This window comes from Streptomyces sp. NPDC026673 (assembly GCF_040638135.1).
In the GTDB taxonomy this organism is placed as follows: Bacteria; Actinomycetota; Actinomycetes; order Streptomycetales; family Streptomycetaceae; genus Actinacidiphila.
In genome coordinates, this window is sequence record NZ_JBEZXR010000011.1 from 72,195 (window position 1) to 97,195 (window position 25,001).

Annotated in this window: 23 protein-coding genes and 2 CRISPR repeat arrays (1 of these 25 only partly in view); of the genes, 1 reads left to right on the top strand and 22 read right to left on the bottom strand. The window is 69.1% G+C overall.

Annotated elements, in window-relative coordinates; all coding sequences use genetic code 11:
• Positions 1-56: 56 nt before the first annotated feature.
• From AB0F62_RS11450 to AB0F62_RS11505, 12 genes are all read right to left on the bottom strand, one after another.
• The gene (locus AB0F62_RS11450; RefSeq protein WP_361795551.1) at positions 57-1,445 is read right to left on the bottom strand and encodes a tyrosine-type recombinase/integrase; all 1,389 of its coding nucleotides are present in this window, start codon (positions 1,443-1,445) and stop codon (positions 57-59) included.
• A complete protein-coding gene (locus AB0F62_RS11455; RefSeq protein WP_361795554.1) occupies positions 1,445-1,648 on the bottom strand; it encodes a helix-turn-helix domain-containing protein in 204 nt (67 codons plus the stop codon). The genes AB0F62_RS11450 and AB0F62_RS11455 overlap by 1 nt, the downstream gene beginning before the upstream one ends.
• A complete protein-coding gene (locus AB0F62_RS11460) occupies positions 1,645-2,799 on the bottom strand; it encodes an AAA family ATPase (RefSeq protein ID WP_361795557.1) in 1,155 nt (384 codons plus the stop codon). Before AB0F62_RS11460 ends, AB0F62_RS11455 begins: the two co-directional genes overlap by 4 nt.
• Positions 2,796-3,695 (bottom strand): bifunctional DNA primase/polymerase, encoded by a 900-nt coding sequence (locus tag AB0F62_RS11465; RefSeq protein WP_361795560.1) that lies wholly within the window; start codon positions 3,693-3,695, stop codon positions 2,796-2,798. Before AB0F62_RS11465 ends, AB0F62_RS11460 begins: the two co-directional genes overlap by 4 nt.
• Positions 3,696-3,785: 90 nt before the next feature.
• Positions 3,786-4,379 carry a hypothetical protein gene (locus AB0F62_RS11470; RefSeq protein ID WP_361795563.1) on the bottom strand — a complete coding sequence of 198 codons (594 nt, stop codon included), beginning with the start codon at positions 4,377-4,379 and terminating at the stop codon, positions 3,786-3,788.
• 11 nt (positions 4,380-4,390) lie between these two features.
• On the bottom strand, positions 4,391-4,579 hold the full coding sequence (locus AB0F62_RS11475) for a hypothetical protein (protein WP_361795566.1): 189 nt from the start codon (positions 4,577-4,579) through the stop codon (positions 4,391-4,393).
• Between the two features lie 37 nt (positions 4,580-4,616).
• Positions 4,617-4,868, bottom strand: a complete 252-nt coding sequence (locus AB0F62_RS11480; RefSeq protein ID WP_361795569.1) for a hypothetical protein — start codon at positions 4,866-4,868, stop codon at positions 4,617-4,619.
• Between the two features lie 139 nt (positions 4,869-5,007).
• The gene (locus AB0F62_RS11485) at positions 5,008-7,245 is read right to left on the bottom strand and encodes a cell division protein FtsK (protein ID WP_361795572.1); all 2,238 of its coding nucleotides are present in this window, start codon (positions 7,243-7,245) and stop codon (positions 5,008-5,010) included.
• Positions 7,246-7,325: 80 nt separating this feature from the next.
• A complete protein-coding gene (locus tag AB0F62_RS11490) occupies positions 7,326-7,709 on the bottom strand; it encodes an RRQRL motif-containing zinc-binding protein (protein ID WP_361795575.1) in 384 nt (127 codons plus the stop codon).
• Entirely contained in the window at positions 7,709-8,356 is a 648-nt protein-coding gene (locus AB0F62_RS11495; RefSeq protein WP_361795578.1) for a GGDEF domain-containing protein, read from the bottom strand. The genes AB0F62_RS11490 and AB0F62_RS11495 overlap by 1 nt, the downstream gene beginning before the upstream one ends.
• On the bottom strand, positions 8,353-9,345 hold the full coding sequence (locus tag AB0F62_RS11500) for a DUF2637 domain-containing protein (RefSeq protein WP_361795731.1): 993 nt from the start codon (positions 9,343-9,345) through the stop codon (positions 8,353-8,355). Before AB0F62_RS11500 ends, AB0F62_RS11495 begins: the two co-directional genes overlap by 4 nt.
• Positions 9,345-9,638 (bottom strand): hypothetical protein, encoded by a 294-nt coding sequence (locus tag AB0F62_RS11505; RefSeq protein WP_361795581.1) that lies wholly within the window; start codon positions 9,636-9,638, stop codon positions 9,345-9,347. The genes AB0F62_RS11500 and AB0F62_RS11505 overlap by 1 nt, the downstream gene beginning before the upstream one ends.
• Before the next feature lie 164 nt (positions 9,639-9,802).
• On the opposite strand from AB0F62_RS11505, the gene AB0F62_RS11510 reads away from it, so the two are divergent.
• Complete coding sequence (locus AB0F62_RS11510) at positions 9,803-10,198, top strand: winged helix-turn-helix domain-containing protein (protein WP_361795584.1); 396 nt, start codon at positions 9,803-9,805, stop codon at positions 10,196-10,198.
• 215 nt (positions 10,199-10,413) lie between these two features.
• Here AB0F62_RS11510 and AB0F62_RS11515 read toward each other — a convergent pair whose 3' ends face one another.
• The 10 genes from AB0F62_RS11515 to AB0F62_RS11560 form a co-directional block, all read right to left on the bottom strand.
• Positions 10,414-10,977 carry a flavoprotein gene (locus AB0F62_RS11515; RefSeq protein ID WP_361795587.1) on the bottom strand — a complete coding sequence of 188 codons (564 nt, stop codon included), beginning with the start codon at positions 10,975-10,977 and terminating at the stop codon, positions 10,414-10,416.
• Entirely contained in the window at positions 10,974-12,209 is a 1,236-nt protein-coding gene (locus AB0F62_RS11520) for a helix-turn-helix transcriptional regulator (protein WP_361795590.1), read from the bottom strand. The genes AB0F62_RS11515 and AB0F62_RS11520 overlap by 4 nt, the downstream gene beginning before the upstream one ends.
• A 304-nt stretch (positions 12,210-12,513) precedes the next feature.
• Positions 12,514-13,701: a CRISPR direct-repeat array (repeat unit 29 nt; unit sequence CGGCTCACCCCCGCCTGCGCGGGGAGGAC).
• A gap of 18 nt (positions 13,702-13,719) precedes the next feature.
• Positions 13,720-14,046 carry a type I-E CRISPR-associated endoribonuclease Cas2e gene (gene cas2e / locus AB0F62_RS11525; protein ID WP_361795593.1) on the bottom strand — a complete coding sequence of 109 codons (327 nt, stop codon included), beginning with the start codon at positions 14,044-14,046 and terminating at the stop codon, positions 13,720-13,722.
• A 31-nt stretch (positions 14,047-14,077) separates the two neighbouring features.
• Positions 14,078-15,049, bottom strand: coding sequence for a type I-E CRISPR-associated endonuclease Cas1e (gene cas1e, locus AB0F62_RS11530; RefSeq protein ID WP_361795596.1), 972 nt, complete (start codon positions 15,047-15,049; stop codon positions 14,078-14,080).
• A gap of 4 nt (positions 15,050-15,053) precedes the next feature.
• Positions 15,054-15,710 carry a type I-E CRISPR-associated protein Cas6/Cse3/CasE gene (cas6e, locus tag AB0F62_RS11535; RefSeq protein WP_361795599.1) on the bottom strand — a complete coding sequence of 219 codons (657 nt, stop codon included), beginning with the start codon at positions 15,708-15,710 and terminating at the stop codon, positions 15,054-15,056.
• Positions 15,707-16,588, bottom strand: a complete 882-nt coding sequence (gene cas5e / locus AB0F62_RS11540) for a type I-E CRISPR-associated protein Cas5/CasD (protein WP_361795602.1) — start codon at positions 16,586-16,588, stop codon at positions 15,707-15,709. Before cas5e ends, cas6e begins: the two co-directional genes overlap by 4 nt.
• Entirely contained in the window at positions 16,585-17,754 is a 1,170-nt protein-coding gene (gene cas7e / locus AB0F62_RS11545; RefSeq protein ID WP_361795605.1) for a type I-E CRISPR-associated protein Cas7/Cse4/CasC, read from the bottom strand. The genes cas5e and cas7e overlap by 4 nt, the downstream gene beginning before the upstream one ends.
• A 52-nt stretch (positions 17,755-17,806) precedes the next feature.
• Positions 17,807-18,520, bottom strand: coding sequence for a type I-E CRISPR-associated protein Cse2/CasB (gene casB, locus AB0F62_RS11550; protein WP_361795608.1), 714 nt, complete (start codon positions 18,518-18,520; stop codon positions 17,807-17,809).
• Positions 18,517-20,073, bottom strand: a complete 1,557-nt coding sequence (gene casA / locus AB0F62_RS11555) for a type I-E CRISPR-associated protein Cse1/CasA (RefSeq protein ID WP_361795611.1) — start codon at positions 20,071-20,073, stop codon at positions 18,517-18,519. Before casA ends, casB begins: the two co-directional genes overlap by 4 nt.
• Before the next feature lie 197 nt (positions 20,074-20,270).
• Positions 20,271-23,177, bottom strand: coding sequence for a CRISPR-associated endonuclease Cas3'' (locus AB0F62_RS11560; RefSeq protein ID WP_361795614.1), 2,907 nt, complete (start codon positions 23,175-23,177; stop codon positions 20,271-20,273).
• Positions 23,178-23,362: 185 nt separating this feature from the next.
• Positions 23,363-25,001: direct repeats of the CRISPR family, unit length 29 nt; unit sequence GTCCTCCCCGCGCAGGCGGGGGTGAGCCG (it continues 1,257 nt past the right edge of the window).

A 25,001-nucleotide genomic window follows, 5' to 3' on the forward strand; every position in this document is an offset into this window, starting at 1 on the left:
TCACCGGGTTACTGCGGGTGGCTATGGCAAATGCGTGGCGAAGTGGTCTGGCTTCGTCAAGTGCCCTCGCGGACGTCCGGCAGGTCCCCACGGGCCAGGATCCGCTGCTTGAGATCTTGTAGGTGCCCGGAGATGCAGCGCGCGTACGTGGCCAGCAGCACGGGGACGCTGTTGCCTCCCCACTCGGCGACCTGTGCCGGCGGAATACCGTCGTTCAGCCAGTTCGTCAGACAGGTGTGCCGCAGGTCGTAGACCCGCCTACCGAGAGGCGACGCGAACTCCTCCGGCGTGAGGACAACCTTGCGGGCACTTCGCCATGCCCGGCGAATGACAGAGCCTGCGAGCATGTCGCCCCTCTCGCCACTGAAGAGCAAGTCTCCGGGTTTGAGGCTCTCCGCCTGGATGTGCTCGCGGAGGATTTTCGCGAGGGAAGGGTGCCCGGGAACGACACGGATGTCGTCGACAGCTCGCCCTTTCAGCCCCCGTTCTTCGTGGATCTCCCCATCGTCGGTCCAGTTCTTGCCGACCTCTGGCTGAGCCGTATGGAACAACAGTTCGCACCACTGATCCTCAGCACTCTCCGCCGGTAACCGCACGTCTCCCACCCTCATCGCCACCACCTCCTCTGGGCGGGGGCCGGCGTAGTAGAGGGTTGCAAAGAACGCGTGCAGCCGTTTGCCCCCGCGGGGACGGCGACGCACCCAGTCGAGCAGCCGGGCTGCCTGGTCGGGGTTGAGGAGCGACCGTTTGTCGACTGCGGATGACGTCTTGGGCACCGATCCCCTGCCCTTCGGCAGGGGATTCGTGCGAAGGATCCTGTGCTTGACCGCGTACTCCATAGCCACGTTCAGGATGCGCCGATTGCGCTTCACGGAGCTGGCGGCCGCGCGGGTGCCGTCCAACTTCTCACCCAAGGCGTGCAGGACCTGGTCGACCTTGACCGGGTCCTCCCACGTGGCCATGGAGGGCGTGTTCCGTTCCACCCAACGCAGGATCACTGCCACTTCAGGCGGGGCCTGCTCGCGTCGCCGCGCATTGAACGCGAACTCTCGCAGGGCTGTGCGCACGTCGACTGGCTTGAATGCGGTCGGTGGCGTGCGCAAGAGGGCGGCGGTCGCCGTCATCAAGGCCTTGGCCGTGTTCTTCCGGCTGTTGCCCGCGGTGCGGTGCCACTGAGCGTCGGCGAACTGGACGGCGAAGCTGTACCAGCTCACCGTGTTCGCTCCGGACTGGTGCGAGACGGGTCGCCCGGTGGTGACGCTGAACGCCTCCCCACGACGGGTGGCACTCACCAGTTCAGAGCGGAATGCGTCTGCAAGTGCCCGCGTGTCGAACGGCGCGCGCCACTCGCGTCCCTCCAGCGCCCAGCGAACGCTGTAAGACGTCTTGTGCTTGCCCCGGTAGATCCTGATGCTCCAGATCTTGACGTTGTACGTCGTGTCCATCAGGCACAGTCCTCCCGGCCGTTCAGCCAGTGCTCGTAGTCGCTGCGCCGGATTCGCAGATCCCCGTTGGGCAGCTTGATGCAGCGTGGGGCCCGTCCCTTCGCACGCCAGTCGTAGAAGGTGGACCGCGAGATCTTAAGGTCCTTGCAGAGCTCGGCGAGTGTGAGCTTGTCGTCTCGTGACTTGGACAAGGCCGTCGTCACCGCGCCCTCCCTTCGTGGTTCGAGCCGGACAGGCCGGACAGCCCGAGTTCCGGCTGTCCGGGTTGTTCGCACTGGTCGGAAGGGCTAACCGGACAGCCGGACAGTGCGGACACCTCGGGGGCGCCCTTCGTCCGGGCCTCGGAGTCCGGGTAGTACCGGCCACTGGGGTCTTTGCTGAGCTGCCCGGCGTCCGCCATGCGGTTGCAGGTCCGGCGGATCGTGTCGATGTCGACGTGGGGCAGCTCGCTGGCCATGTCCTTGGGCTTAGTGCCAGGGTGGGCGCGGACGTAGCGAAGAATCGTGGCGCGTGTGTCGCTGACGGTGTGGTCGGAGGCTGGCCCGTCCAGCAAGTGCCAGGCACCGGATGCGGCTTGGAAGCTAAGGGCGTACTCGGCTTCGTCGACATCGCGGCCGGTGACGTGGAGGATGCCGTCTGCCTGGCCGCGGGCCCGTTTGAGCACGAGGGTGGCATCAGCAGCTCCGGCGATGCCGTTGGTCCCGGACACCTCGGTCAAGAAGTCTTCGGAGCCTGCTTTGCGGACGTGGTGGACCAGGACGACGGCGATGCCGTAGTGGTCCGCGAGCCGCTTGGCGTAGCCGACGGAGACGTAATCGGCGTCGTAGGCGGACACGCCCTGCGGAGCCTGGCCGCGCATCTTGGCGAACACGTCGATGACGACCATGCGCGCGTCGGGGTTGCGGTCCAGCCACCGGGCGATGGCCTCCGTCCCGCCCTGGGGGAAGGGCGGGCATTCGGTGACCAGGGTCAGACCCGCGGGCGCGTGCTGGCCGCCGAGGATCTTGCCCATGCGCGTCTGGAGACGGCGCGGGGTGTCCTCCAGAGCGAGGTAGAGCACCGGGCCGCCCTCAACGGGCACCGAGTCGAAAGCCCGGCCGCCGGCCGCTACGGCGAGGCCGAGGCCCAGAGAGAGCCAGGATTTGCCGACCTTGGGTGGTCCGGCGAGCAGGCTGACGCCTTCGGCGAGGATGCCGGGTACAGCCCATTTCGGCTCGGGGAAGTGCGCGGCCATGAGCTGATCCGCGGTCCACGCGGTACGCGGGCGCTCCCGCTTCGGTGGATCGGTGGGTGCCGGCGGAGGGTCGCTGGGGACGGAGTACAGGTGCAGGGGCGGGATGGGGTTGGTGGTCATGCGGCGACCGTCCTGGGGCGCCGCGCTCCGGCCCTGAGCCCGGAGGTGATGGTGCGCTGCGCCTCGCGCTCGTCCTGGCCGACTTGGAGCGCGGCGGTGAGGAGCCAGCTGGTGACGTCGGAGGCGTTCAGTTCGCCTCCGGCAACGAGCTGTCCGAGGGCGACGGCGGCGATGTAGAGCGCGTTGTTGTGCGCGTGCGGGCCGGAGCCGGTGACGCGCTCCACTTCCCCGTTGACCGCGGATCGAAGGAAGGCAGCGCGGCGTCCGCGGCCAGCGAGGGAAACTGTGACGGGGGTCTGTGGGGGTAGTGGCGCCGGGCACAGGAGGTTGGCCAGCCATTCCGGCAGTGCCGCGACGGGCACGTCGTGGGTGACGGTGTAGGGGCGTCCGGCAATGGTGCTGCCCCCACCGGCCACGAGTCCGCCAACAGCGCGGGTGTCCACCTTCCAGCCCAGTCCGCGAGCGCTGCCCCCGGCGGTGTTGCGCAGTTCCTCGCCTTCGGGCGCGAGGAAGTACAGGTGGGTGCCGCCGCTCCACGTGCGCACCGTGTAGGTGTCGGTGGGGAAGGGCTGGCCGTGGCGTTCGCAGAGCGCGGCAAGCACGTCGGCTCCGTCAGCGACACCGTGCTCAGCCCATGAGGCCGGCGGGGTATCGCCAGGGTGCTTGGGCTTGTCCAGGTCGATGACGACCAGGCCGGACGGACCGGTGGCGATGCCGACGTTGAAGGCCGCGACGGACCATGCGCAGGTGATGCGGTCCGGGTCAGTAGTCGCGCGGTTCTCCCAATTGGAGATGGCCGGGCGCTTGTCGTCGGGGACGAGGGGGAAGACACGCCAGTCACGCGCCGCTGCGGCAAGCGCGGCGGTGAGGTGGGCAGAGCCGACTAGGTGCGGCATTCTGGGGGTTCTCCTGTTCTGTCTTCGGACGGGCAGGGAGAACCGCGGCGGCGGGCGACCTTGCTGGGGAGTCCCGCCGCCGCGGCGTTGCTAGCGAGGGTTGGGCAGTTCGGGCAGTCCGGCCTTCTGCAGTGCCTCGGGGTTGAAGCCGGGCAGTGCGGCGCGGGCGGTCATGGCTTCGGCAAGTGCGGCGGCGTAGGCGGCGCCCTCGCGGGCCACCTCGATCTGGGTGTGGGCGCGCAGGGTCTCGATGCGTTCAATGTGGGCGTGTTCCTCGCGCCGCTCGGTCATGTGCCGCTGGTGGGCGACGGTGTCGCGGCGGTCGGTGCGCCAGTAGCGGGCGGCAAGGCCGTAGGCGATGGCGGTGGCCAGGGCCCACAGCAGCAGCGGCAGCGGCAGGCCGTCGGTATATCCGGCAACGCCTGCCAGAGCCAGGGCGCCGGAGGCGGCGAAGGCGGTTCCGGCCAGGACGCTGTCCCCGAAGCGGCCGAGGGCGGCGAGGGCGCCGGCCGCGGCGGCTGCGAGGGACAGGGCAGTCATCAGGACGGCGTTGCCCAGGGAGTGTTCGGCGCCGTTGGCGTTCCAGATCCGGGCCAGGATGAGGATGGTGGACGTGGCGACGGCGGGTGCGGCCTTGGGCAGTGTGGCGGGGAGCCAGTGCCGGGCGGTGAGCTGTTCGTTCACGATGGGTCTCCTCACAGGTTCGGGATGGCGTCGATGACGGCGTGGGTGAGCTGGTTGATGGGGCCTGCGGCGCCGGTGGAGGCGAGGAAGAACCCGAAGGCGGCGGCGATGAAGGCGGCGCCGTAGCTGAGGGACTTGGAGCGCAGCAGGAAGATCAGGACGAGTCCGAACAGGGCCACGAGCGAGACGGTGACGGCCACGGCCGGGGGGCTCCTTTCGGTGGGGGTGGGCGGGTGGTCAGTGGGTGCCGTCGCGGTAGATGCGCTGGGCGCGGTTGAACAGCCAGCGGCCGGCGCGGATGCGGTGGCCGGTGCCCTTGCAGCGGCGGCAGGCCTTGCCGCGCTTCGGGCGTCCTTTGCGGTCGTGGGTGAGCGCGAAGCCGAGCCCGGCGCAGGTGCGGCAGCGGCCGAACGGGCTTCCCGCACACAGAGCGGCGTAACCGAGCGTGACGGCGAGCAGGCAGGCGATAGCAAGGACGATGGGGGTCATCAGGGTCCCTCCGGGGCGGTTTTCGGGGTTTCCGCAGGTGGGGTGCTATGCACTAGATCGCTGGTGGGGGCAGTGTGGGTCGCTAGCGGGGGTGCTACCGGTAGCAGGTTGTGGTGCTACCGGTAGCGGCCCTGTGGGGTTATGCGGCGCCCGGGTTTCCGTTACGCTCCGCAATCGCCTTGGTGAGGTCGGCGCGGACGATGCCGCGCCGGGTGGTGCGGGTTCCGTCGTCGGTGGTGCCGGCGACGTCGCGCGTGCGGATGCCGTGCGGCTTCAACGCGCTGGTGACGTTCTCCCCCTTCCATCCGGCGTAGACCTCGGGCCGCAGCTCGGTCAGGCGGGTGGCGATCCGCTCGTTCCACACCCGCTCTTCGCTCTCCGGGACGACGGCGGAGATGTCGGCGAGCAGGTCGTAGGACGGGCCGGCCGGGGTCTGGGTCTCGTCTCCGAGTGCGAAGCCGGACAGGGTGCCTTCGGCCTTGCGCAGCGCGAGGGCGCGTTGGGCGATGGCGTTGGTGGCCGGGTCGTCCAGGTAGGCGGTGCGGACCACGCTGGGAAGGGGCCCGGCGCCGGCGAGGTAGCCGTTACCGGCGTCGATCTCCGGCCGGAACGCGGTCGCGCGGACGCCGTTCTTGTAGGCGGAGGTGCCGAGGATCATGTCGTTCTCGACCTGGCCCGCGACCCGGAGGCAGAAGCGGATGGAGACGTTGCCGCTGATCCCGGTCGGCAGCGAGTCCTTATCCGGGCGCTGGGTGGCCAGGACGAGGATCACGCCCAGAGCGCGCCCGAGCTTGATGATGAACTCGGCGTCCTCGCCGGCCTGCTTGCCGTAGGTGGGGTGGGCGAACAGGTTCTGGCACTCGTCGAACACGGCGAGCAGCGGCCACAGCTTCAACGAGCGCTTGTCGGCGATCAGCCGGGTGATGCGCTTGTCCGGGCACAGGTCCCGCGGCAGCTTCTTGATCGACGCGGCACGGCGCATGACCTCGCCGCGCAGCAGCTTCAGCGAGTCGGCCGCGTACTGGATGGACTCGTCATCGATGCCGGACACGAACCGGTGAGAAACCGGGGCGAGGGAGTCCAGGTCGCCGGTGCCCTTGTTCTCGTGCAGCCACAGCTCCACGGTCGGGTCCAGGGCCGCGCCGCAGGCCAGGACGCGGACGGATGCGGTCTTGCCCTGGCCGGGCTGGGAGCCGATGAGCACGTTGTGCTGGATCAGCGGCACCGACTGGGCCCGGCCGCGCGGGTCCAGTCCGAACGGCACGCGCTTGAACACGTCGTGCCGGCGGGCAGTGGCCAGTTGCCACTTGACGATGCCGGTCTTGGACAGGTCGCGGTCCCCGACCCATAGGATCAGCCGTCCCTCGTGCTCGTTGGGGTCGGCGTCCGGCCACACACATCCAAGCGGGCGCCGTAGGCCGGAGGCGAGCCGGGCGCGGCGGTCGGCCACGTCCGCGACCGTGACACCGAGAGGGAGGTCGATGTCGGCGCGCCAGCCGGGGCCCTCGCGGGTGATCGGGGCGACGAACTTGATGCCGTCGCCACCCTTGGCCACCGCGCTCGCGATCTGGCCGATCCCGATGGACGCCATGGCCTTGACCACGATGTCGCTGGTCAGCTTCTGTACCTCGGTCTTGATGACCGCCCGCGTGGCCAGTGGCGCATCCGCCGGCGCACCCAGCCACCCGAAGACCAGCACCGCCACCAGCGCGGTGATGAGCCGCGTGGACAGGCTCGCCCCGTAGACCAGCCACAGACCCGTGACCAGGCTGCCCACGGCTCCGAGGACGAGCAGGATCATCCGCAGGCGTACCCGGCGGTCCCGCTGCCGGGACAGCTTCAGGTACAGCTCGGAGTTCTCCCGGCGGGCCTCGGCCTGCCGCAGCGGCTCGCCTTCGGCGTCCACGCCCCACCGCCCGATGCGGCCCAGCGCGGTGAGCAGACCGCGCGGGGAACGCCAGACCAGCTTGGGCAGGTACAAGAACGGCACCCGCACTGCGTGGAAGGCGAGGGTGTGCCAGACATGCCCGCCCAGCCATTTCAGACCGTCGGCGAACTCGGGGACTGAACGCATCCATGCGGGGATGACGTCCAGCCGCTTGGAGTCCTTGATCCGGTCGATGAGCCCCGGGCCCGACCCGGTCGGGCCGGGACGGTCCACTAAGCCCGCGCGGGAGTCGGGCGACGCGTCGGTGTCAGGATCGGCCGACTCGGTCGGCCGGGAGTCGATGTGGGAGTCGGGCGACCGGTCGGGGGCGGGGTCGGCCGACTCGCTCCGGGCGGCGCGGGCCTTGCCGAGGTCGACCACATCCCCTCGGTCGTCGGCCATCTCGGCTTCGAGCCGGTTGAACAGTTCGTCGTCGTCGGGGTGATTCACTGGTGCTTCCTTCCGAAGGTCAGGGAGGGCGGGCCCGGCCGTGTGCTGTGAGAGGTGGGCGGCCGGGCCACGTGGACGGGTCAGGCGGCGCGCTGTTCCTCGGGATAGGCACAGGCCACGCACATCCCGAGCGAGGTCGGGATGACGTATCCGGCGTCGGTCTGGCAGGACGAGCAGGTGCGGCGGGCGAGCATCGCCAGGGCGAGCGCGCCCCACTTCCGCGACGTCATGGGCCGTACGGGCTTCGCTCGCGCGATGTCGAAGAGGTAGGCGACCTGGACGCCGCCCGCACGGCGGTTGCGACGCATCACCTGCGCGGCAATCGGCTGTCCCCCCGGCCGCAGGCCCCGGGCCCTCAACTGCCGGCGGGTGGCCAGACCCACGGGCGCGTATCGCCAAGGGAAGGTCGGAACCCCGTACTGGGCGCCGTGGGGGTCGTAGCACTTACCGAAGGTTGGGGACATCAGGCCACCACCTGCGGGCCGGCGGCAGCGCGGGCGCCGCGACGTCCAGCCCGGCGTCCGGCCAGCGTGGCGAACAGGTGGCCCAGTCCGGCGCGGCGGACCCCGGCGCGGGCCTGCTTGGCGGCGTACATGGCCTCATCCGCCCGCCGCAGCAGAGCGGACAGGTCCTCGCCCGGGAAGTCCGCGGCCCGCACCCAGCCCAGCGACACCGTCGTCTGCACCGCGGCATCCAGACCTCCAGCCGACCGGGCCAATACGCCGTGCAAGACAGCGAGCAGATCGGCCACGGTGCCGTGGGCGTCGATGACTACCGCGGCGAACTCGTCTCCTCCGAGCCGCCCGGCCACGCCAGAGCTGCCGACGTAGTGAGCGAGCCGGGCCGCGGTTGCCTTCAGCAGCGTGTCCCCTGCGGCATGGCCGTGGCGGTCGTTGATCTGCTTGAAGCGATCCACGTCCGCCAGCACCACCACCGCCCGCGGGTCCCGCAACAGCACCTCGGCACGGCGGGTGAAGCCCTCGCGGGTCCGCAGGCCCGTGAGCGGATCGCGGCGGGCGGAGTTCAGGCGGCGGCGCATCCACAGCGTGTGGAGACTCCAGCCGGACGCCAGTGGAGCAGCGGCAGCAAGGGCCGTTATCAGGGTGCTCATGCCGCAGCCCCCTCGTCGTCGCTTTCGTCTCCGTCGATGGGGTGCAGGCGGCGGCCGTCGGTCCGCTCGGTCAGCAGCAGGTCACGCAGCACGCGTGAGTTGGCAGCTGAGCAGTGCAGCGTGGTCCGGATCGCTTCCGCATTGATCGCGTCATCCGCCCACTCAGTGGTGGCCTCGCGGGCCTCGGCCAGCAGCTCCGCCGGGGTTCGTGGCGCCTTCGGAGCCTGCTTCCTCGCTGTACGCTTCCGCGATTGCTTGGGCGCTCGCTCCTGCGGCGGTGCCGGGGGGACGGACGGCATCGGATCGGCCTGCGGCAGGGGTACATCGGCTCCCGGGGAGAGTTCGCCCAGCTTCAGCAGCACCCGCTCCCGGCGCGGGGTCTTCGACCGCCAGCGTCGGCCGTGCCGCTCCCGCAGCTCCGCACGGGCCAGCTGCCGCTCCCGCTCGCGGCTCAGCGCAACGGAGTAGGAAGTGATCTCCCACAGCGTCATCCGACGCCACAGCGCGAATGTCGACAGCGGAGCCAGCAGCCACCGCGACCGGCGGATCTTCTCCATCCGCCGACCCGTGACGGCGCCGATCCGGGAGGCGTAGACGTGGGCAACGACCTCGGACAGGACCACCCACAGCAGCGGCATCGTGCCATGCGCGAGCTTTGCCGACAGTGAATGCCCGGCCGCCACGTTCAGCCAACACGTCACTCCTGTCAGAGCCCAGGGCACGAACCGCACCCAGCCCAACGGCATGTCCGTGCGGATCAGCAGCAGGAACGCAGCCGTGAACACGGGGATCGCAATGTCGATACCGACCGGCAGCATCCACGGCGAGGCAAAGCCCCAGCGGGCGCCTGCGGCGGACACTGCCTCGAACGAGGACGCGAGCCCTAACGCGCCCACTCCGGCAGCGAGGAACGCAACCGTACCCAGCAGCACATTCTCCGGCTTGGTCAGCGGTGGTACCGCCGGCCGGGCCGTCTCAGTCGCAGCCATCATGCCGCCGCCCCCTTACCGCGCGGCCGGCGACGACGCACCGGACGGGATAGCGGGACAACGTTCAGCAACTCCGGCGCGTATGCCTCGATCGCCTCCGCGGCGACCTGGCTCACGAGGTCCGGCAGATCCGGGTGGTCGGCGAGGATGTCGCGAGCCGCAGCCAGCCGCGCAGCCCGCTCCATCTCGCTCTCGCCCTCCACCCCGAGCCACAGCTCAACCGGAGTCCCGAGGGCCAGTTCTACGAAATCGGTGTCGCTGACGGCCTGATGACCGCCGACGTAAGTGCGCATAGTGCTCTCCTGAGTCGCAGGAACAGGGAGAACCGCGGCAGCGGGCGACCTTGCTGGGGAGTCCCATCGCCGCGAGGACTTCAGATTGACCTATGTCAATCTAGCTGTCAAGGGGGTCAAATGAGGGCGCAGAGATTGACCTAGGTCCAGATACTCTCGATGCCATGGAGCAGAGCCCAGAAGCGCGCCAGCAGCCACCCACGGCCAAGGAGATCGCCGCGGATTTTCGCGGGAAGATCACGGGCCCGAACCCCGAGTACGGACGGGGAGACCAACTCCCCGCGGCACGTAAGCTCGCCAAGGATCTTGGCGTGCAGCTGATGACTGTGCAGAGCGCGTACGGCCAACTCCGCGACGAAGGACTCGTCCTCACCCAGCAAGGCCGTGGCACATTCGTCCGCGACCCTTCGCTGCCGCTCGGCACGGAGCCGGGCAGCAGTCCCGCCTTCGCAGCTCTGGCAACAGAACTCAGCTCGATCCATAACGCCCTACGCCTGCTCGGCGAGCGGCTGGACCGCCTTGAACGGATCGTGGGTAACGGGACTCAACCCTCGCCGTGAGGTCATCCGCGCGCTTGAGCAGTCGTTCGACCAGCGCTCTGGTCTCGCTCAGGCCCGCTTCAAGTAGGGCAAGCTCCGTCGGGGTCAGCCCCCGTAATCCGCCGCTTTGCTCGTTGATCCCTGACATGACAACGAGCATGCATCCGGAAACAGATAAGGACCCGGACAGACTGTCCGGGTCCGGTCTTCGTGCGGATCAGGCGGCTTGACGTTCGTCATCGGGGAGCCGTATCCAGAGCGTTCAGCACGGCAAGCCACGGAAGTTCGCGCCCGGCGGGTGCCTCCCGCGGCTCGTACAGCGGCCAGACGTCCGGACCGTCGACGACCTGCACACCTCCGGACCGCAGGGCTGCAATATGGCTTTGCCACGCAGGATGGCGAGCGTGCGCCGCATTCACCCGCGGGAAGACGACCACGGGCAGAGAGATAGTGCCGATGGCTTCGCCGACCTGCGTAAGCGCCTGATTGTCCATGATGCCCACCGCGAGCTTGGCAACCATGTTCGCCGACGCTGGGGCTACGACGTAGCAGTCAACCGGCGGGTGGGGGCGAGCCTCCCCCGGAAGGCGCGGCTCGGAACGTACTGGCAGGCCCGTGGCCTTCTCCAATCGCTCAACCTCGCCAATCATCCGGAGCCACTTGCCCGCGGTCGGTGTGAGGGTGACCGCCACTTGCCAGCCACGGTCCAACGCGGGCTCCACGAGGCCGGTACGCAGGGCCTCCACGCCGCCGGCTGCCGACCCAACGACACCAAGAACCCCGCGCCTGCCTGAACTCACTGCACCGCCCTACAGCGCTGAGCCATCACGAACACCTCAGACGAACGCGAGCCACCAGTCACAGGCGACTGCTTGATCAGGTCCCGCATTGTCTCGCGCACCCTCGGATTGTTCCGCACGAGCTGCGGAGAAGTCCGCTCAGCGGTACGCAACTCGGCGAAAGCCTCGTCTCCCTGTCCAGCAAGGGAGAGAGCACGTGCGAAGTCGATCCGGTGCGAGACGCTGCGCTCTTCTGGCATGTGGTCCACGTTGATCCGTCCGTGTTCCACTACATACGAGACGTTATCGAGATCCAGCTCGATGGACAGCCGATGGAGCAGTACGTTCGTCGGCCCGAATCCGGTCTGCCAGTAGTTCGCATCGGACCCGAGGTCATTTGCTAGCTGCTCGGCGCGATCGAGCAGCGCCGCCGCGGCGGACCGGTCCTGATGTCGCGCTGCCGCAACAGCGGCACGCAGATGGATCATGCCTAGGAGACTGAGCGCTACGGGATCGCTGCCGGTCACCTGAGCGGACAACCAGGTGGCTGCCGTGTTGCCAAGCTCCAAGGCGTCGTCGTAGCGCCCATTGGCAAGCAAGGCGTGTGTACCGGACCTCGCGGCCGACGCCAGCACAAGAGGGTTGTCCGACTCGTCAGCGGCTCGCATGGCACGCTCGGCAGCCAGCCACGAGACGTCGGACTCACCTATCTTCGCGAGCGTCGTGGCCGCAAGGTGATGCGTCCGGGCCGACACTGCCCAGCAGCCGCCGCGGTCTTCGGCGTGGCGTGCCGCGCGGTCCTCTAGTTCTTGCGCGGTCTGGAGCAGTGCCGGAAGGGCAGCGATCACGTTGCCAATTCGTCCGCCCTGGTAGTCATCCCATGCCTGCTCCACCCGAACAGCTACCGGTGATGGTGCCGGAAGTTGGGCTTCGGCCTCTGGGCCGAACAGCAGACGCGAAAGCCGGCGCGGGCTCATGAGAGCGTCTCGCACGGCCGGGACATCGTCCTGCTGCCGCTCATCTTCCACCAGCAGGCTTTGACCGAGCAGATCCCCAAGCGGCACGCGCAAGGTACGCGCCAGCTCGGCGAGCATATCGATGCGAGGTGGATTCCGACGTCCCGTCTCGATCTTCGCGAGCCAGTCAGTGCTCCGGCCAACCAGGCCAGCCAGCACCTCTTGCGTGTAACCCCGACGCTTCCGGTAGAACGCGATGCGCTCGCCGATGCTCAGGTGATCCCCAAGACCACGCATGTGGTGTTGCCTCCCGCTGCTGAGTAGGGGCACCTCTCACGGTACCTATCTGGCGGGGAACGGGTAGGTGACCTCAACTCCCGCCGCACGCTGGCCATGGCCAGCGTGCGGCATAGAACTTGAGAGGACCCAGACAGATTGTCCGGGTTTCGTGGCGCACCCAGGTGATGTCCGCGTTGTCCGACTGTCCGGCTGCTCCTCTCAGCTGCGTGAACAGCCCGGACACCTCACAGTGCCGCTGTCCGGGCTGTCCGGTTACAGAGGGCTGTAACACCCGTGGTGTGACAGCCCACGCGACCGCAGCCGGCTCACCCCCGCCTGCGCGGGAAGAACCCGTTGCGGTAGTCCAAGACGCCGGCGTTTTCCGGCTCACCCCCGCCTGCGCGGGGAGGACAGCCGCGCTATCAGCAGGTTGACGATTCCGGACGGCTCACCCCCGCCTGCGCGGGGAGGACAGGAGCCTGTCGAGCTCGGGCCGAGACGCGAGCGGCTCACCCCCGCCTGCGCGGGGAGGACCGCCACCGTCATGATCCCGCCGATGACGAACACGGCTCACCCCCGCCTGCGCGGGGAGGACGCTGGCGGTGGCACCACCACGGTGAACGTCGTCGGCTCACCCCCGCCTGCGCGGGGAGGACCTGTCCGCCTTCATGGGCTATCGCCCTCCTTACGGCTCACCCCCGCCTGCGCGGGGAGGACTTCATTGCCCGCTCGAACGGCAGCGGCCGCGGCGGCTCACCCCCGCCTGCGCGGGGAGGACGTGGGCGGCCTGCTCCACGTAGGCGCGCGAGTCGGCTCACCCCCGCCTGCGCGGGGAGGACCTCGTCTGCACCGTGTAGAACTTCCCGGTGAACGGCTCACCCCCGCCTGCGCGGGGAGGACGCGATGACGGACCGCTCGCCCCAGCCGTGGTACGGCTCACCCCCGCCTGCGCGGGGAGGACGCGTTGGCGATGTACAGGTCGTATCCGCCGACCGGCTCACCCCCGCCTGCGCGGGGAGGACCTGTACGACGCCGGCAGCAAGGCCGGGCAGGGCGGCTCACCCCCGCCTGCGCGGGGAGGACAACTCCGGGTCCTCAACCCACTCCCCGGCGGCCGGCTCACCCCCGCCTGCGCGGGGAGGACCGGAACCTGCTCCCGACGATGGAGTCCATCCGCGGCTCACCCCCGCCTGCGCGGGGAGGACGTCGGCGGTGCGGCAGGCCTGCTCCAAGTCGCCGGCTCACCCCCGCCTGCGCGGGGAGGACGGCTTCGACCGGCTGACCGTGAAGTTCACGGACGGCTCACCCCCGCCTGCGCGGGGAGGACAACGTGACCTCCTGGCTGATGTCGACCAGAGCCGGCTCACCCCCGCCTGCGCGGGGAGGACTGTTGCCGGACGGCGGCCCGGAGCCGGAGGTTCGGCTCACCCCCGCCTGCGCGGGGAGGACGGGTGGGAACAGGCAGTAACCGGCCCGGATTCCGGCTCACCCCCGCCTGCGCGGGGAGGACCCTTCGCGACCTGCACCGTTAAAGCGTGCTTGCCATTTCTTTACCTGAGTTGTCGACGCCAGAAGGACGGAACCCGATCAAAGTGAGGCCGTCGAAGTCGATGGGATAGCGGCGGTGATGGCCGGCAGTGCGTAGTTCGAAGCCCTGTTCGTTTGCTGCTGGGTAGACCATGACAGCGACGCCCTCTCCTACGCAGCCGCTAACTGCCGACCACAGCTGGTCACGAACCTTTGCAGAGACTGTGCCGACGTACATCTGAGGTGTCACTTCAAGAAGCCAGCGGCTCAGTGCTCCTCGAAGATGGTCGGGGACTGCCGACATTGTGAGGGCAATCATGGAGGCCATGGCGCTCTCCCGTAGGGCCGTCCTGGGCGGATCACTGGGCATCTCCGGCGTAGTTGGTCCCCCCAGGCAGTACGCCTGAGACGGGATCCCACAGATCCACGAGCTGCTCTTGTGGGTCAGGCTCGTCAACGTCGGTCTCGGGCTGCAGTAGGCGCTGCACGTCGACCACGATGCGCGGCATGAGTTTGAACAGGCGTAGGCCGTCACGGAAGCGGCGGCGCGCTTCGCCTTCCGGATCAGTGCTGGCATGGAGGGAGAAGGCGAGCGGAATGGTGAGTTCCGCCTTATAGAGGTCGGCGATGTCGTACACGAAGGCTTGTTGGTTGCCGCTGTGGACGAAGCCCAATGCGGGTGAGCAGCCCATGGCCAGGAGTGTGGCGTGGACGATGCCATACAGACACGTGTTGGCGGAGGACAGGGCGAGGTTGACCGGGTCTTGGGTATCCCACGCTTCGGGGTCGTAGGCGCGTTTGAAGCGTCCGATACGGTGCTGTGCAGCGAGGAGTTTGTAGAGGGCCTTGACCCGTTGACCTTCAAGCCCACGGAGTTGGGCGAGGGTGCTGGCGGGTGGGGCGGCGTTCCGGCCAAATCGACGCTCGTACATGCGGGTGGCGACGGCAAGGCGCTGGGTGTCGTCGGCCCACGAGCGCGCCTGGTGTTCCAGCCAGGTGGTACTCAGGGAGTCTGGTGTCATGCCGGCGTAGGCACGAACGCCGCCGGATCCGGTAATGACGACGGTAGTGCCGTGGCGTGCCAGGGTGGCCAGCGCTCGCGCAGTGATGCTGGTGCCGGGGCCGAGGAGTATGCAGCTGAGGGCCGCGGTGGGTAGATACACAAGTTCGGTGCCGCGTTGTTCGGTGGTGACTTGTGCGCAGACACCCGTGTCGTCTTGATGAATGCGGACGATGTCCAGGTAGAGAAAGGACAGGGAGTCACCGACGCGTGGAAGCATGGCGACGGTCGGCGCGGCGAGTTTGCGCCGCGCCGAGTTCGCTGGGGACATGGCGTTACCTTGCCGAGTTGGTCAGGGGCGCCAGGCTGAGAAGGCCGCAGCCGTAGGACTTGCCGCGGCCGATGCCGTCGAGGATGCGTTGGCGCAGGGCGGTGTGGTCGGCGACAACGGCTGTGCCTTCGAAGCGGGTGCGGGCATGGCTGATCCGGTGCTTGTCTTGGCGGCGTTCGCCGCGGGCGGCGGCAAGCGGGGTGCTGTGGATGCTGGTGAGTTTGAGGCCGGATCGTTCTTCCGCCTGGCGTGTCCACCACTCGTCGGCGTCGGCGCCGGCGAGTGGGATGACGGACTTGGCTCCGGTAGCAGCCCGGGTGGTGTGCCCGGGCTTACGGACCGCGTTGGCATCGATGCGATAGCGGACTGCCAGGCCGGTGGTGAGCAGCTCCAGGACCGCGGTGATGTCCTTGGTGACGATCGTGCCGTAGCCGGCGGGGAGCCTGGCGGGGTCGGGGCGTTCGCGGCTTTGCAGGAGTATGTGCGGGTTGGCGGCGTCTTCAATGCGGAAGAGGACGCCGATGCTGTTGCGGGCGGTGGGTCCCAGGTCGTCGGGGAAGAGCATCATCAGCCGGTGGTGCATGCCAACTGCGCTGGCGAGGTCGCGGCGCGCATCGCGGTGGCGGAGGTCAGGCTGGATGCGGGTGAGCCACAGCGTCATGCCGCGCCTCCTTGCAGTGGGCTGGGCTGGCGGTTCATGTAGGTGTGCAGCGCGGTCAGGTAGTCGGCACCGAGACCGCCGCACGGGGTGTCGGGCAGGTGAACGGTGCGGCGGTAGAGCGGGCGGGCCCGGTAGGTGCGGCGCCGTGGGGACAGGTCGATGGGGTCGTCAGTCAGTTCGCTGACGGGTGCGCCGCCGTCGAGGGGACCTGGCATGGCACCGGCGGCGGGGATCGGCAGGCGGTCCAGGGGGGCGTCGCCGTGGAAGGTCGCGCTGTCCGTCGGAACTGGCTCGGCACGGTTAGCGCTGCCGTCCCCAGCTCGGTCGCGGGCACGCCGTGCCAGCGGGAGGTGGACGAGGTGTTGGAGGGGGTTTTGCAGGAGGCCGATGAGCAGAGGGCCTTGTGGTGGACAGGATCTGCGGCCCAGGTAGGGGGGCCAGATGGGGTTGCGGAGGGCTTCGGCACACTCGTGCAGCAACGCGGAGTTACTGCCAGTGAGAGCAGCGGTGAAGGCCGCATCGGCGAGGTAGGTGCGGTGGGAGAGCAGGGTGCCTTGGGCGGGCGGGCGCTTCTTGCCTTCGGCAGTGGTGACGGTGCCCTTGACGGGTAGACCGCCGCCGACGGTGTGCAGGTCCCGCAGCAGTACCCCGGGTCGGTCGGTGCGGGTGGTCAGGGACAGTCGGGCCAGGTCATCTACTGGCTCGCCGCGTCGCCGGCCCAGGGCGGCGGCGAGCAGGCCGATGATCCCCGAGCGGGTGGGGAAGCGAGCGGTGTCGCGCTCGTTGAACGCGCTGTGGGTGCCCCAGGACTGCAGCGGTCCGGCCAGGTGAAGCAGGATACCGACAGGGGCGTGCCCCGGGTCATTGGGGGAGTTCACGCCTGGTCGCCCTTTCCGAGCGCGGCGGTGACGGCGGACTCGATGAGGTCGGGGTAGGAGTCGGCCCGGTCGCCCAGGCCAGTCAGGTCCTTGGTTTCCAAGCTGGCCCACCCAGCGTTCAGCATTGCGCGGTCGCCGAGCAGACGGCTCGCGGCAGTCGCGTAGGCGTCCAAGGCGTGTCGGGAGGGCGCGGCGAACCCGCCGGTGCGGTCGGCGGTGACCGGCTGCTCGAACGCGGCGGCGTAGGAGACCGGACGGTCGCTACGCACGGTGAGATGGACCAGGTCGGGGATGGTGTGCGGTGCGGTCGCCGTCTTCTTGGCCTCAGGAAGGGACAGCACGAACGCTTCGATGAAGGCCGCCGTAAGCTCCCGGGCCGCTGCCAGGTCGCCGCCGATGTTGCGCAGCAGGTCATGCAGGTCGATGGTCGCGTAGCGGTAGAAGACGCCGGCGCTGTATTCGGTGCTGCCCATGTGGGCGCTGCCGGTGGTGTCGCTCCAGGCGTCGGTAATGTCGTCAACGGCTGCAAAGTAGTCGATTTCGACGTCGGTGCCGTGAGTGGTCAGGGCGTGGGCGACCTGAACGGCGCCGTCGACACCGGCGTCGTCGATTTCGGCCAGCATGCGGCCGAAGAGGTTGATGACGCCGTTGCGGGAGCGCAGGACCTGGTCGATGTCGGCGGTCGGGAGGATGCTCTTGCCGCCCTTCCTCATGTCCTGCGCCGCTTCGAGTTGTGCGCGGTGCGTCTCGGCGATGTCGGCGAGTTCATCGACCGCAGTGGCGGGGACGTAGACCATGGCGTTGGTGCTCCAAGCCGGGTCGTCGTTGGACGGGGGGTCGGCCTTGATACTGCTGCCGGTCGCGATGTGCTGCCCGGCGCGGCGGGCCAGGTCGGCTGGCCACTGCCGCTGGTCGCGCAGTGTCTTTTCCACGGCCTCGCCGATGCGGCGGGTGCGCAGCGCCTGCTGACCGATGGTGTTTTGGAAGTAGCGGCGTACGGCGCGCTTCCAGCACTGGCTGCTGACGCGGGTGCGTTCGCGGTCGCCGTACTGAACGGTCTTGACGGAGTTGGTGTCGTCGCGGTTGAGGTTGGAGTAGGGCACGGACTGCAGGACGTGAATGCACAGGAAGCGTCCGAGGCTGCCGGCGGCGGGCTGTGTGGTCATGGCGGTTCCTTCACGAGTGCGGGTGCTGGGTCGGGTGGGCTGAGTGACGCGTTTAGGGCTGGTGGTCAGGCATGGTGTCGGCGCTTTCGCGTGCGGCGTCGAGGGTGGCTTTGTGTCGGGCTCGGTAGAAGTCCTGGAGCCAGCGCCGGCTGATCTCCTTGCGGTCACGCGGCCAGGCCCTCAGATGGACCAGGAGCTGGGCCCAGTCCGGTGGGGTCCTTTTGTCGCAGAGCTGTCGCACTGCTGAGGGCAGGTGGCGGTGGAGTCCAGCGGTGCTTTGCCGGGTGAGGAGGTTGAGGCGGGTCTCCGCGGCGTTCTCGCGTAGCCCGTTACGGCTGTCGGTGGCTACCGCCATGGCGAAGGTGGAGCCCAGCGATGTTCCGTACGCGGGGGGGCTGGACGGAGCGGTTGCGTTGGCCTCGGCGTGAGCAGTGGTGTCATCGCCGTCCGGGTTGTGTCGGCCGGCTCGGAGTGTCTCGGACTTTTGTGCGGCAATCAGCGACGCCACGGCGTAGAAGGCGCGCTGGGTTTCGTCGTCTCCCGCCGAAGGTGGGAGTAGCGGGGCGACGATGCGGTGCATGCGGGGCACTTCAGCGAGGGGCTTGCCCAAGCCGCTGCGGAGGGCGGCGCGCGCGCCGGGATCGCTGGCACAGACCCCCTCGATGCGGGCGACGAACATGCGCGCCTGCGTCAACCACGCTGACGGTGTCGGAGTGGCGGGCGTCTGAGGAGCGGGGCTGGGCATCGTCTGTGTCTGGTTCGTCATGGGGTCTCCGTCTCGGCGCTGCCGGGTGCTGCGGGGGTCAGGGGCCGCGCCGACTGACCGGCGGCCTTCTTGGGTCGTCCTCCGTACAGTTCGATACGGGCGCCCTCACGTGCCTTGGCGCCACGCAGGGTGCCGGCTGCGGTTTGTGTGACGTGGTCGTAGACGCCTTCGGCGATCTGCCGGAACGAACGGGCGGCGCCGTCGAAGCGGCGCTCGGCCAGCCGCTTCCAGAATTCGGCCTCCGCGAGTGGCCAGTACCGTGCCGCAGCGTCCCTGGACCAGGCGCACTCCTCCGCTTTGCGGATACTGCTGAAGGCCGCCCAGGCCTGCTTGGTGGCCCGGTTCAGTCGCGACCCGGCCGCCTCGCCGCTGATCCTCAAACTTGCGACCATGCGGGCGGTCTCAGGGTCGCGTTCCTCAGCCAGCGACAGGACCGGGGGCGTGGACGCTGACACCAGTTGTGTGTCTTTGGCCTGCCCCTCCTGCTCGATCCCCAGTGCTTGTACGCGCAAGTCCTCAAGCCCCAGGGCCACGGCGCTGTCGAACACGCGGGGCCGCCGGATCTCCTTGCCCGGCATTTCCTTCAGCAGTAGCGCGTCCAGGTCCCGCCACAACGCCCTCCCGGAATCCGCGTACCGGGCGTAGGGGTTGCCGGCCTGGCTGATCTGCCAGATCAAGAAGTCGTCGTCCCGTGGAATGCGGTCCCGGAACGCCCAGGTGATGTAGGCGTCCTTCACCTGTTCGCCGGTGTCGTCAGGTACCAGAAGCAGCGCATGCTGCGAGCGGGCGGTCAGTCCGGACAGCTGTCCGGTCACCACGTCCTTGATGTCGAGCGGGTCAGGCAGGTCGTCGCGCTCCCACGGGCATAGGTCCTGCTCGGGACGGGCGTAGGGGGCGGGCTCGACCACTCCCGCGAGGAGCGTCTCGAACAAGGTGCGGCCCACTGGGTGGTAGGAGAGGGCAGTGCGCAGGGGTCCGGCCGTGGAATTGGCTTCCTTCCTCCCGCCGACGCTGCGGGCCGAGCACCGTCCCGACGGGCCGTAGTACCGCCACACCAGCAGATGCTGAAGCGCATCCGCGGAGCTGACGTGGTCGGGCCGCGCGTCGACAGCATGTTGGAACCAGGAGTGGTTGGAGCCGGACGGCCTGGTAGTCACCAGTTTGTTCACGCCGGCCGACTTGTCGCATTCGGCGGCCAAACGCGGATCCTGCAGAAACGGGCGCCGCGGGTCGTAGAGACCCAGTCGCCCGCGGTAGCGGTCGACGTAGGTGTCGACCGCTACCGCGGTGAACCGGCCCTGGTCCAACACCTCGTAGCGACGCTCGTGCCATCCGTCTGGCGAGTCCAGGTCGGTGACGCGGGCGGCCAATGCGTACAGGATCCGGTAGAGAGCCGACAGTGCGGGCGGCAACGGCACTGCAATCCCAGCGATCTCGTGGGCGCGCGTCAGAAGCTCCCTGAACCCGACTGCCTCGGGCCGGTCAGCGGGGGGTGCATGCTCCGCCCAGCGCACAGGTACTGCAGGCCGCTCCCACAGATCGTAAGAGTCCATAACAGACATGAGGCCTCCGAAACAGCGAATGGGTAAGCTCCGCTCGGTTCCCTGCGCAGGCGGGGGTGAGCCGAGTGGGGTGGGAAGACGCCCTGAACGTGTCTCAATTCCCCGCGTGAGCGGGGGTGTTGGGTCGATCTGCCTGCAAGCGCAGAGGAGGTGCCGCCTCAACGTAGGACAAGAGTGGGGTGGGTGTCTCAGGAACGTCGCAGTCCGATATCAGCCATCGTCAGCGTTTGGTCTCCGACCTGACACGACCAGCTACTACCGGGCGGATCGCCGGCCAGAAGTTGGGCAGGCGTGGGCGACATCCGCAGGACTACCAAGTCGGCCAGCACCGGATGTCCCGCCCACCCGGCAGGCAGTTCCTGATCGGCCCCACGCTGCGAGAGCCATCGGCCCGGGACTGGCACGGTCTGCCGCATTACCAGCCGGACTTCGTCAGTGGCCAGCTTGCGGTTGCCCGAGCTCCCAGAGCCCGGCACGGGGATCCGGCCTTCCGGATCGAGCGTGAAGTCTCCGCCGGGTCGCCGGAATATGCACACAGCCCGCTCCGAGTCCGCGCCTAGCCGGGTGGTAACCAGCGCCTCGTCCAGTAGGCCCAGACCGGCGTCACTCAGCCGGGACAAGTCCAGAAGACCAGTGGGCGGCGGGACCGCAGTCATGGCGGCCAATTGCTCCTCGGCCAAACCCGACGCCTCGCGGGCAGCGTCCAATCGGCGTAGCTCAGCAGCAGCCGCCTCGGGAAGACGGTCGGCGAAGTCCTCCGCGTAGACGGCGTCGACAAGACGCTGCACGTCGGAGGGAACCGCGATCCCCGTCGGCTGCGACTCTCGCAGCAACACAGACGTGCGCTGCAGCAGCGCGGTGTCGTAGACGGTTCCCCACGTGCGCGGCACCGTGATGCGTGCGTCCACGACAGGTTCCAAGATCACCAGTCGCGGGTCCTCTCCGACCCAGCCAGGACGGGAACCCCGGTCGTGACGCATGCACCGGCCCGCCCGCTGCAGCAGCTGAGACAGTGGCGCCAGGTCGCTCACCACCAGGTCAAAGTCCAAGTCCAAGGACTGCTCCACCACCTGCGTGGCCACCAGGATCGCCCGATGCGGACGCCGCCCCTCCATGTCACCGGGCCGGGGCTTGCCGAAAGCCTCCTCGCAGGCGTCGGTGATCTCTCTGCGCCGCTGCGCCGGATACCGCGAGTGCAACAGCGACAAGCCGTTCGGCTCGCCCGCCAGCTCGGGGAACCGGGTCTGCAGCAGCCTGTACGTTTGTTGCGCCTCTGCCACCGTGGTGCAGCACACCAGGGCACAGCCACCGTCCGACACCACGGGTTCCAGATGCTTGATCAGCGCGGCATTTCGGGTGCCGGGTTCGGTACCGTCCATGGCTTGTCCGCCGCCGGTGCCCCACTTGACGCTCTCGATCTGGAGCCGTACGGTGCGCGACCGGCCGCTGGTTACCGGCCTTGGCGGGGAAACATCGCCCGTGGCGGCGTCGACGTAGAGCCAGCCCGGATACACCGATTCCACCACACTCGGGTCACAGAATCCGCAGCCACGGCGGTAGGCATCGACCAACGACGTGGCCGCACGGCCGGCCAGCGTCGCCGATAGCAGCACCACCGGGGTACCCATCGCCCCGAGCCATTCCAGCAACCGCACCAGCAGGCTATGCATCCACGGCCCGTAGGCGTGCGCCTCGTCCACCACGAACACCTTGTTCGACAGACCCAGCAGCCGCAGCACGTTGTACCTGACCGGCAGCACGCCCGTCAGCGCCTGATCGATCGTGCCCGCACCCAGCGGTGCCAGCAGCCCACGCTTTCCGCCTCGCAGCCACCGGCCGGCATCCGTGCCCGAGTGCCCGTCTGCGACCGTCGCGCCCAGGCCATCTACCACAGCAGGAACAGCCGCCTGCGCGTAGGCGTCGCTCAGCCAAGCCATGCTGTGCAACAGCGTTAGAGCCCGGTCTCCGCCGACGTTGCCCTCGGCGAAGTCGGCGACCCGATCGAACATGGCATCCGCCGTGGCCATCGTCGGCAGCGCGAAGAACAACCCGCTCGCGCCCGACACCCGGGCCATCACCGACGCCGCGTGCAATGCCGCCTCTGTCTTCCCATCCCCCGTTGGCGCAGTCACCAGCAGTAGACCACCGCCACCGCCAGCAGTTAGGTGCGTCAGCTCATCCGCGAGGCTGGCTTGGAGGTCATTGGGCGGGAACGGAAACTGCTCGTCAAAACCGCGCTCATGAAACCGCGCCACGCCCAGCCGAGCCGACCCCACAATGGTGCGGGCCTCGGACACCGCCAAGTCCCAATGCTGCCGCAACTCGCTCTCTCCGGCTTGCCAGCTCTCGGCTGGCATCCTGCGCTCGATGACTGTCTCCTGGCTCGCCAGCCAGTCAGCCACGACGATCAACCCGAGGAGCCGCACTGCGACGTCGGCCGGCAACGCCCCCTGCGGTACCGGCACCGCTTCGTCACCACCTATCAGCCGCCGCACGGCGTCCGCATGCTCCCGACGCTGAATCTCCCAACCAGAACCGCCCAACCCCGGCATCCATCCCACGGGATCGCGCAAGTGTTTCGGCTCCAACGCACGGTGAAAGCAGCCATGATGCCCGCCCAGCAGCTGCGCCACCTGATGATGCGGCGACCGAGACGGAGTCCGGGTCTGCGGATAACCCCACTCAGCCAGGATCTGCGTCAATGCCCAGTGGCCCGCTACGTCATGGCGCAGCCGCTCCTTCTCGGAACCTGCCGCACCCTGATAGGTCGGATCGTCTGCCAACCCCTTGAATACGCCAGGCACCATCGCCTGGAACGGCGGGCTGATCTTCCCGATGTCGTGCAACCCCGCCCACAAGCACAGCCATTGCCGACAGGCCGTCACCGACGCGCCAAGCTGGCTGGCCACCCGGTCCCGGGCTTCGTCGGTCAAGGTCACGTCCCATAGGGCCCCAGCCACTGCCGCGGTATCCAACAAATGACAGACCACCGGATACGAGCCCGGCAAGCCCCTACTCTTCCCCCACAACCGCGCATCCACAGCCGCCGCCATACGGACCCCCATCTCCCCTGCGGCACCATTCACCGCGGACATAGAAATAGCAGCCAGCACTGACAACACAGCCTGAAAGGCCCAAACTTACCGACACGCATGAAGCGGTGACCGCCGACCACGTAGCGTTCGATCGCGGCGACAGATCACCTAGGACCGGGAACGTGCAACACCACACTTTGGGTCAAGAAAAGGCAAAGGCCCCCTAACGCCCCAGGTCCGGAAGGGTCCTCCCCGCGCAGGCGGGGGTGAGCCGCCGTCGCCGACAAACTCGCCGACCGCCTCACCGTCCTCCCCGCGCAGGCGGGGGTGAGCCGTAGCCGTACCCGGCCGGTTCGGTGCCGGTGCGGTCCTCCCCGCGCAGGCGGGGGTGAGCCGCGACGCGAAATTGTCGTTCGCACCCGGCGACGGTCCTCCCCGCGCAGGCGGGGGTGAGCCGGCCTCGCCGCAGCAAGGGCGGTGGCGTGATGGGTCCTCCCCGCGCAGGCGGGGGTGAGCCGCGGCCCAGCGGACTGCGTCGGTGACGTCTCGGGTCCTCCCCGCGCAGGCGGGGGTGAGCCGCACCAGGCCATCGGGGTGTGACGCTTCACGACGTCCTCCCCGCGCAGGCGGGGGTGAGCCGGCGTCGCATGGTCACTTCCCCATTGCGGCGCGGTCCTCCCCGCGCAGGCGGGGGTGAGCCGTTGTGGACCGTGTTCTACTCGTCCGGCGGGCAGTCCTCCCCGCGCAGGCGGGGGTGAGCCGAAAGGCGCCCCGGCCGGCGTCACCCCGTCCTCGTCCTCCCCGCGCAGGCGGGGGTGAGCCGGGCCGCCAGCCGCCGCGGGGCGGGTTGCGGGCGTCCTCCCCGCGCAGGCGGGGGTGAGCCGTAGATCCCAGGGACGTTGCCCGGCATGACGGCGTCCTCCCCGCGCAGGCGGGGGTGAGCCGCAGCTGAACCTCACCAGCGCGACCAGCGATGAGTCCTCCCCGCGCAGGCGGGGGTGAGCCGCTCGGGCCAGGCGTTCGGGCCGACCGGGCTGCGTCCTCCCCGCGCAGGCGGGGGTGAGCCGTGCTGGAAGAGATCAGGCAGGGCCGGGTCGACGTCCTCCCCGCGCAGGCGGGGGTGAGCCGAGGCCCGGTACCAGCGCCGCGAGTGGCCGGCGGCCCTCCCCGCGCAGGCGGGGGTGAGCCGCCCATGCGGACGGTGCCGACCGGGGTGATGCGGTCCTCCCCGCGCAGGCGGGGGTGAGCCGATGGGCGGTCAGGCGGCGGCCAGCAGGACGGCGTCCTCCCCGCGCAGGCGGGGGTGAGCCGGGTGTGACCGAGATACGCGCCATCAAAGGGCAGTCCTCCCCGCGCAGGCGGGGGTGAGCCGGCGAACGGCGGCGCCGGGGTCAGCCCCAGCACGTCCTCCCCGCGCAGGCGGGGGTGAGCCGGTGGCGGTGATCATCGCGGCCACCGGGATGGTGTCCTCCCCGCGCAGGCGGGGGTGAGCCCCCCACCGCGGCCAGTCCGGTGGCCGCGGGGACGTCCTCCCCGCGCAGGCGGGGGTGAGCCGTCTTCAGGGGTCGATATTTCAGACCTAAAATCGTCCTCCCCGCGCAGGCGGGGGTGAGCCGGCCGAGGACCCCGAGGAGACCGCCCGCGTCATGTCCTCCCCGCGCAGGCGGGGGTGAGCCGTCCGTACCCGCGTCCTCCCACTGACGGGAGTCGTCCTCCCCGCGCAGGCGGGGGTGAGCCGTACGTGTCCGGAATCATGGGCCTGGTCCAGATGTCCTCCCCGCGCAGGCGGGGGTGAGCCGGCACCCTGTACTCGGTCGCCGGCACCTACACCGTCCTCCCCGCGCAGGCGGGGGTGAGCCGTCGATAGGGGTGGTCCGGTGACCG

Bases quoted from the DNA above. Each gene is read 5' to 3' on its own strand.
- AB0F62_RS11520 (WP_361795590.1), bottom strand. From the start codon at position 12,209: ATGCGTGGTCTTGGGGATCACCTGAGCATCGGCGAGCGCATCGCGTTC.
- cas2e (WP_361795593.1), bottom strand. From the start codon at position 14,046: ATGGCCTCCATGATTGCCCTCACAATGTCGGCAGTCCCCGACCATCTT.
- AB0F62_RS11465 (WP_361795560.1), bottom strand. From the start codon at position 3,695: ATGCCGCACCTAGTCGGCTCTGCCCACCTCACCGCCGCGCTTGCCGCA.
- AB0F62_RS11505 (WP_361795581.1), bottom strand. From the start codon at position 9,638: ATGCGCACTTACGTCGGCGGTCATCAGGCCGTCAGCGACACCGATTTC.
- AB0F62_RS11460 (WP_361795557.1), bottom strand. From the start codon at position 2,799: ATGACCACCAACCCCATCCCGCCCCTGCACCTGTACTCCGTCCCCAGC.
- AB0F62_RS11500 (WP_361795731.1), bottom strand. From the start codon at position 9,345: ATGGCTGCGACTGAGACGGCCCGGCCGGCGGTACCACCGCTGACCAAG.
- cas6e (WP_361795599.1), bottom strand. From the start codon at position 15,710: ATGACGCTGTGGCTCACCCGCATCCAGCCTGACCTCCGCCACCGCGAT.
- AB0F62_RS11560 (WP_361795614.1), bottom strand. From the start codon at position 23,177: ATGTCCGCGGTGAATGGTGCCGCAGGGGAGATGGGGGTCCGTATGGCG.
- cas7e (WP_361795605.1), bottom strand. From the start codon at position 17,754: ATGACCACACAGCCCGCCGCCGGCAGCCTCGGACGCTTCCTGTGCATT.
- AB0F62_RS11495 (WP_361795578.1), bottom strand. From the start codon at position 8,356: ATGAGCACCCTGATAACGGCCCTTGCTGCCGCTGCTCCACTGGCGTCC.
- AB0F62_RS11490 (WP_361795575.1), bottom strand. From the start codon at position 7,709: ATGTCCCCAACCTTCGGTAAGTGCTACGACCCCCACGGCGCCCAGTAC.
- AB0F62_RS11450 (WP_361795551.1), bottom strand. From the start codon at position 1,445: ATGGACACGACGTACAACGTCAAGATCTGGAGCATCAGGATCTACCGG.
- AB0F62_RS11510 (WP_361795584.1), top strand. From the start codon at position 9,803: ATGGAGCAGAGCCCAGAAGCGCGCCAGCAGCCACCCACGGCCAAGGAG.
- casB (WP_361795608.1), bottom strand. From the start codon at position 18,520: ATGACGAACCAGACACAGACGATGCCCAGCCCCGCTCCTCAGACGCCC.
- AB0F62_RS11480 (WP_361795569.1), bottom strand. From the start codon at position 4,868: ATGACCCCCATCGTCCTTGCTATCGCCTGCCTGCTCGCCGTCACGCTC.
- casA (WP_361795611.1), bottom strand. From the start codon at position 20,073: ATGGACTCTTACGATCTGTGGGAGCGGCCTGCAGTACCTGTGCGCTGG.
- cas1e (WP_361795596.1), bottom strand. From the start codon at position 15,049: ATGTCCCCAGCGAACTCGGCGCGGCGCAAACTCGCCGCGCCGACCGTC.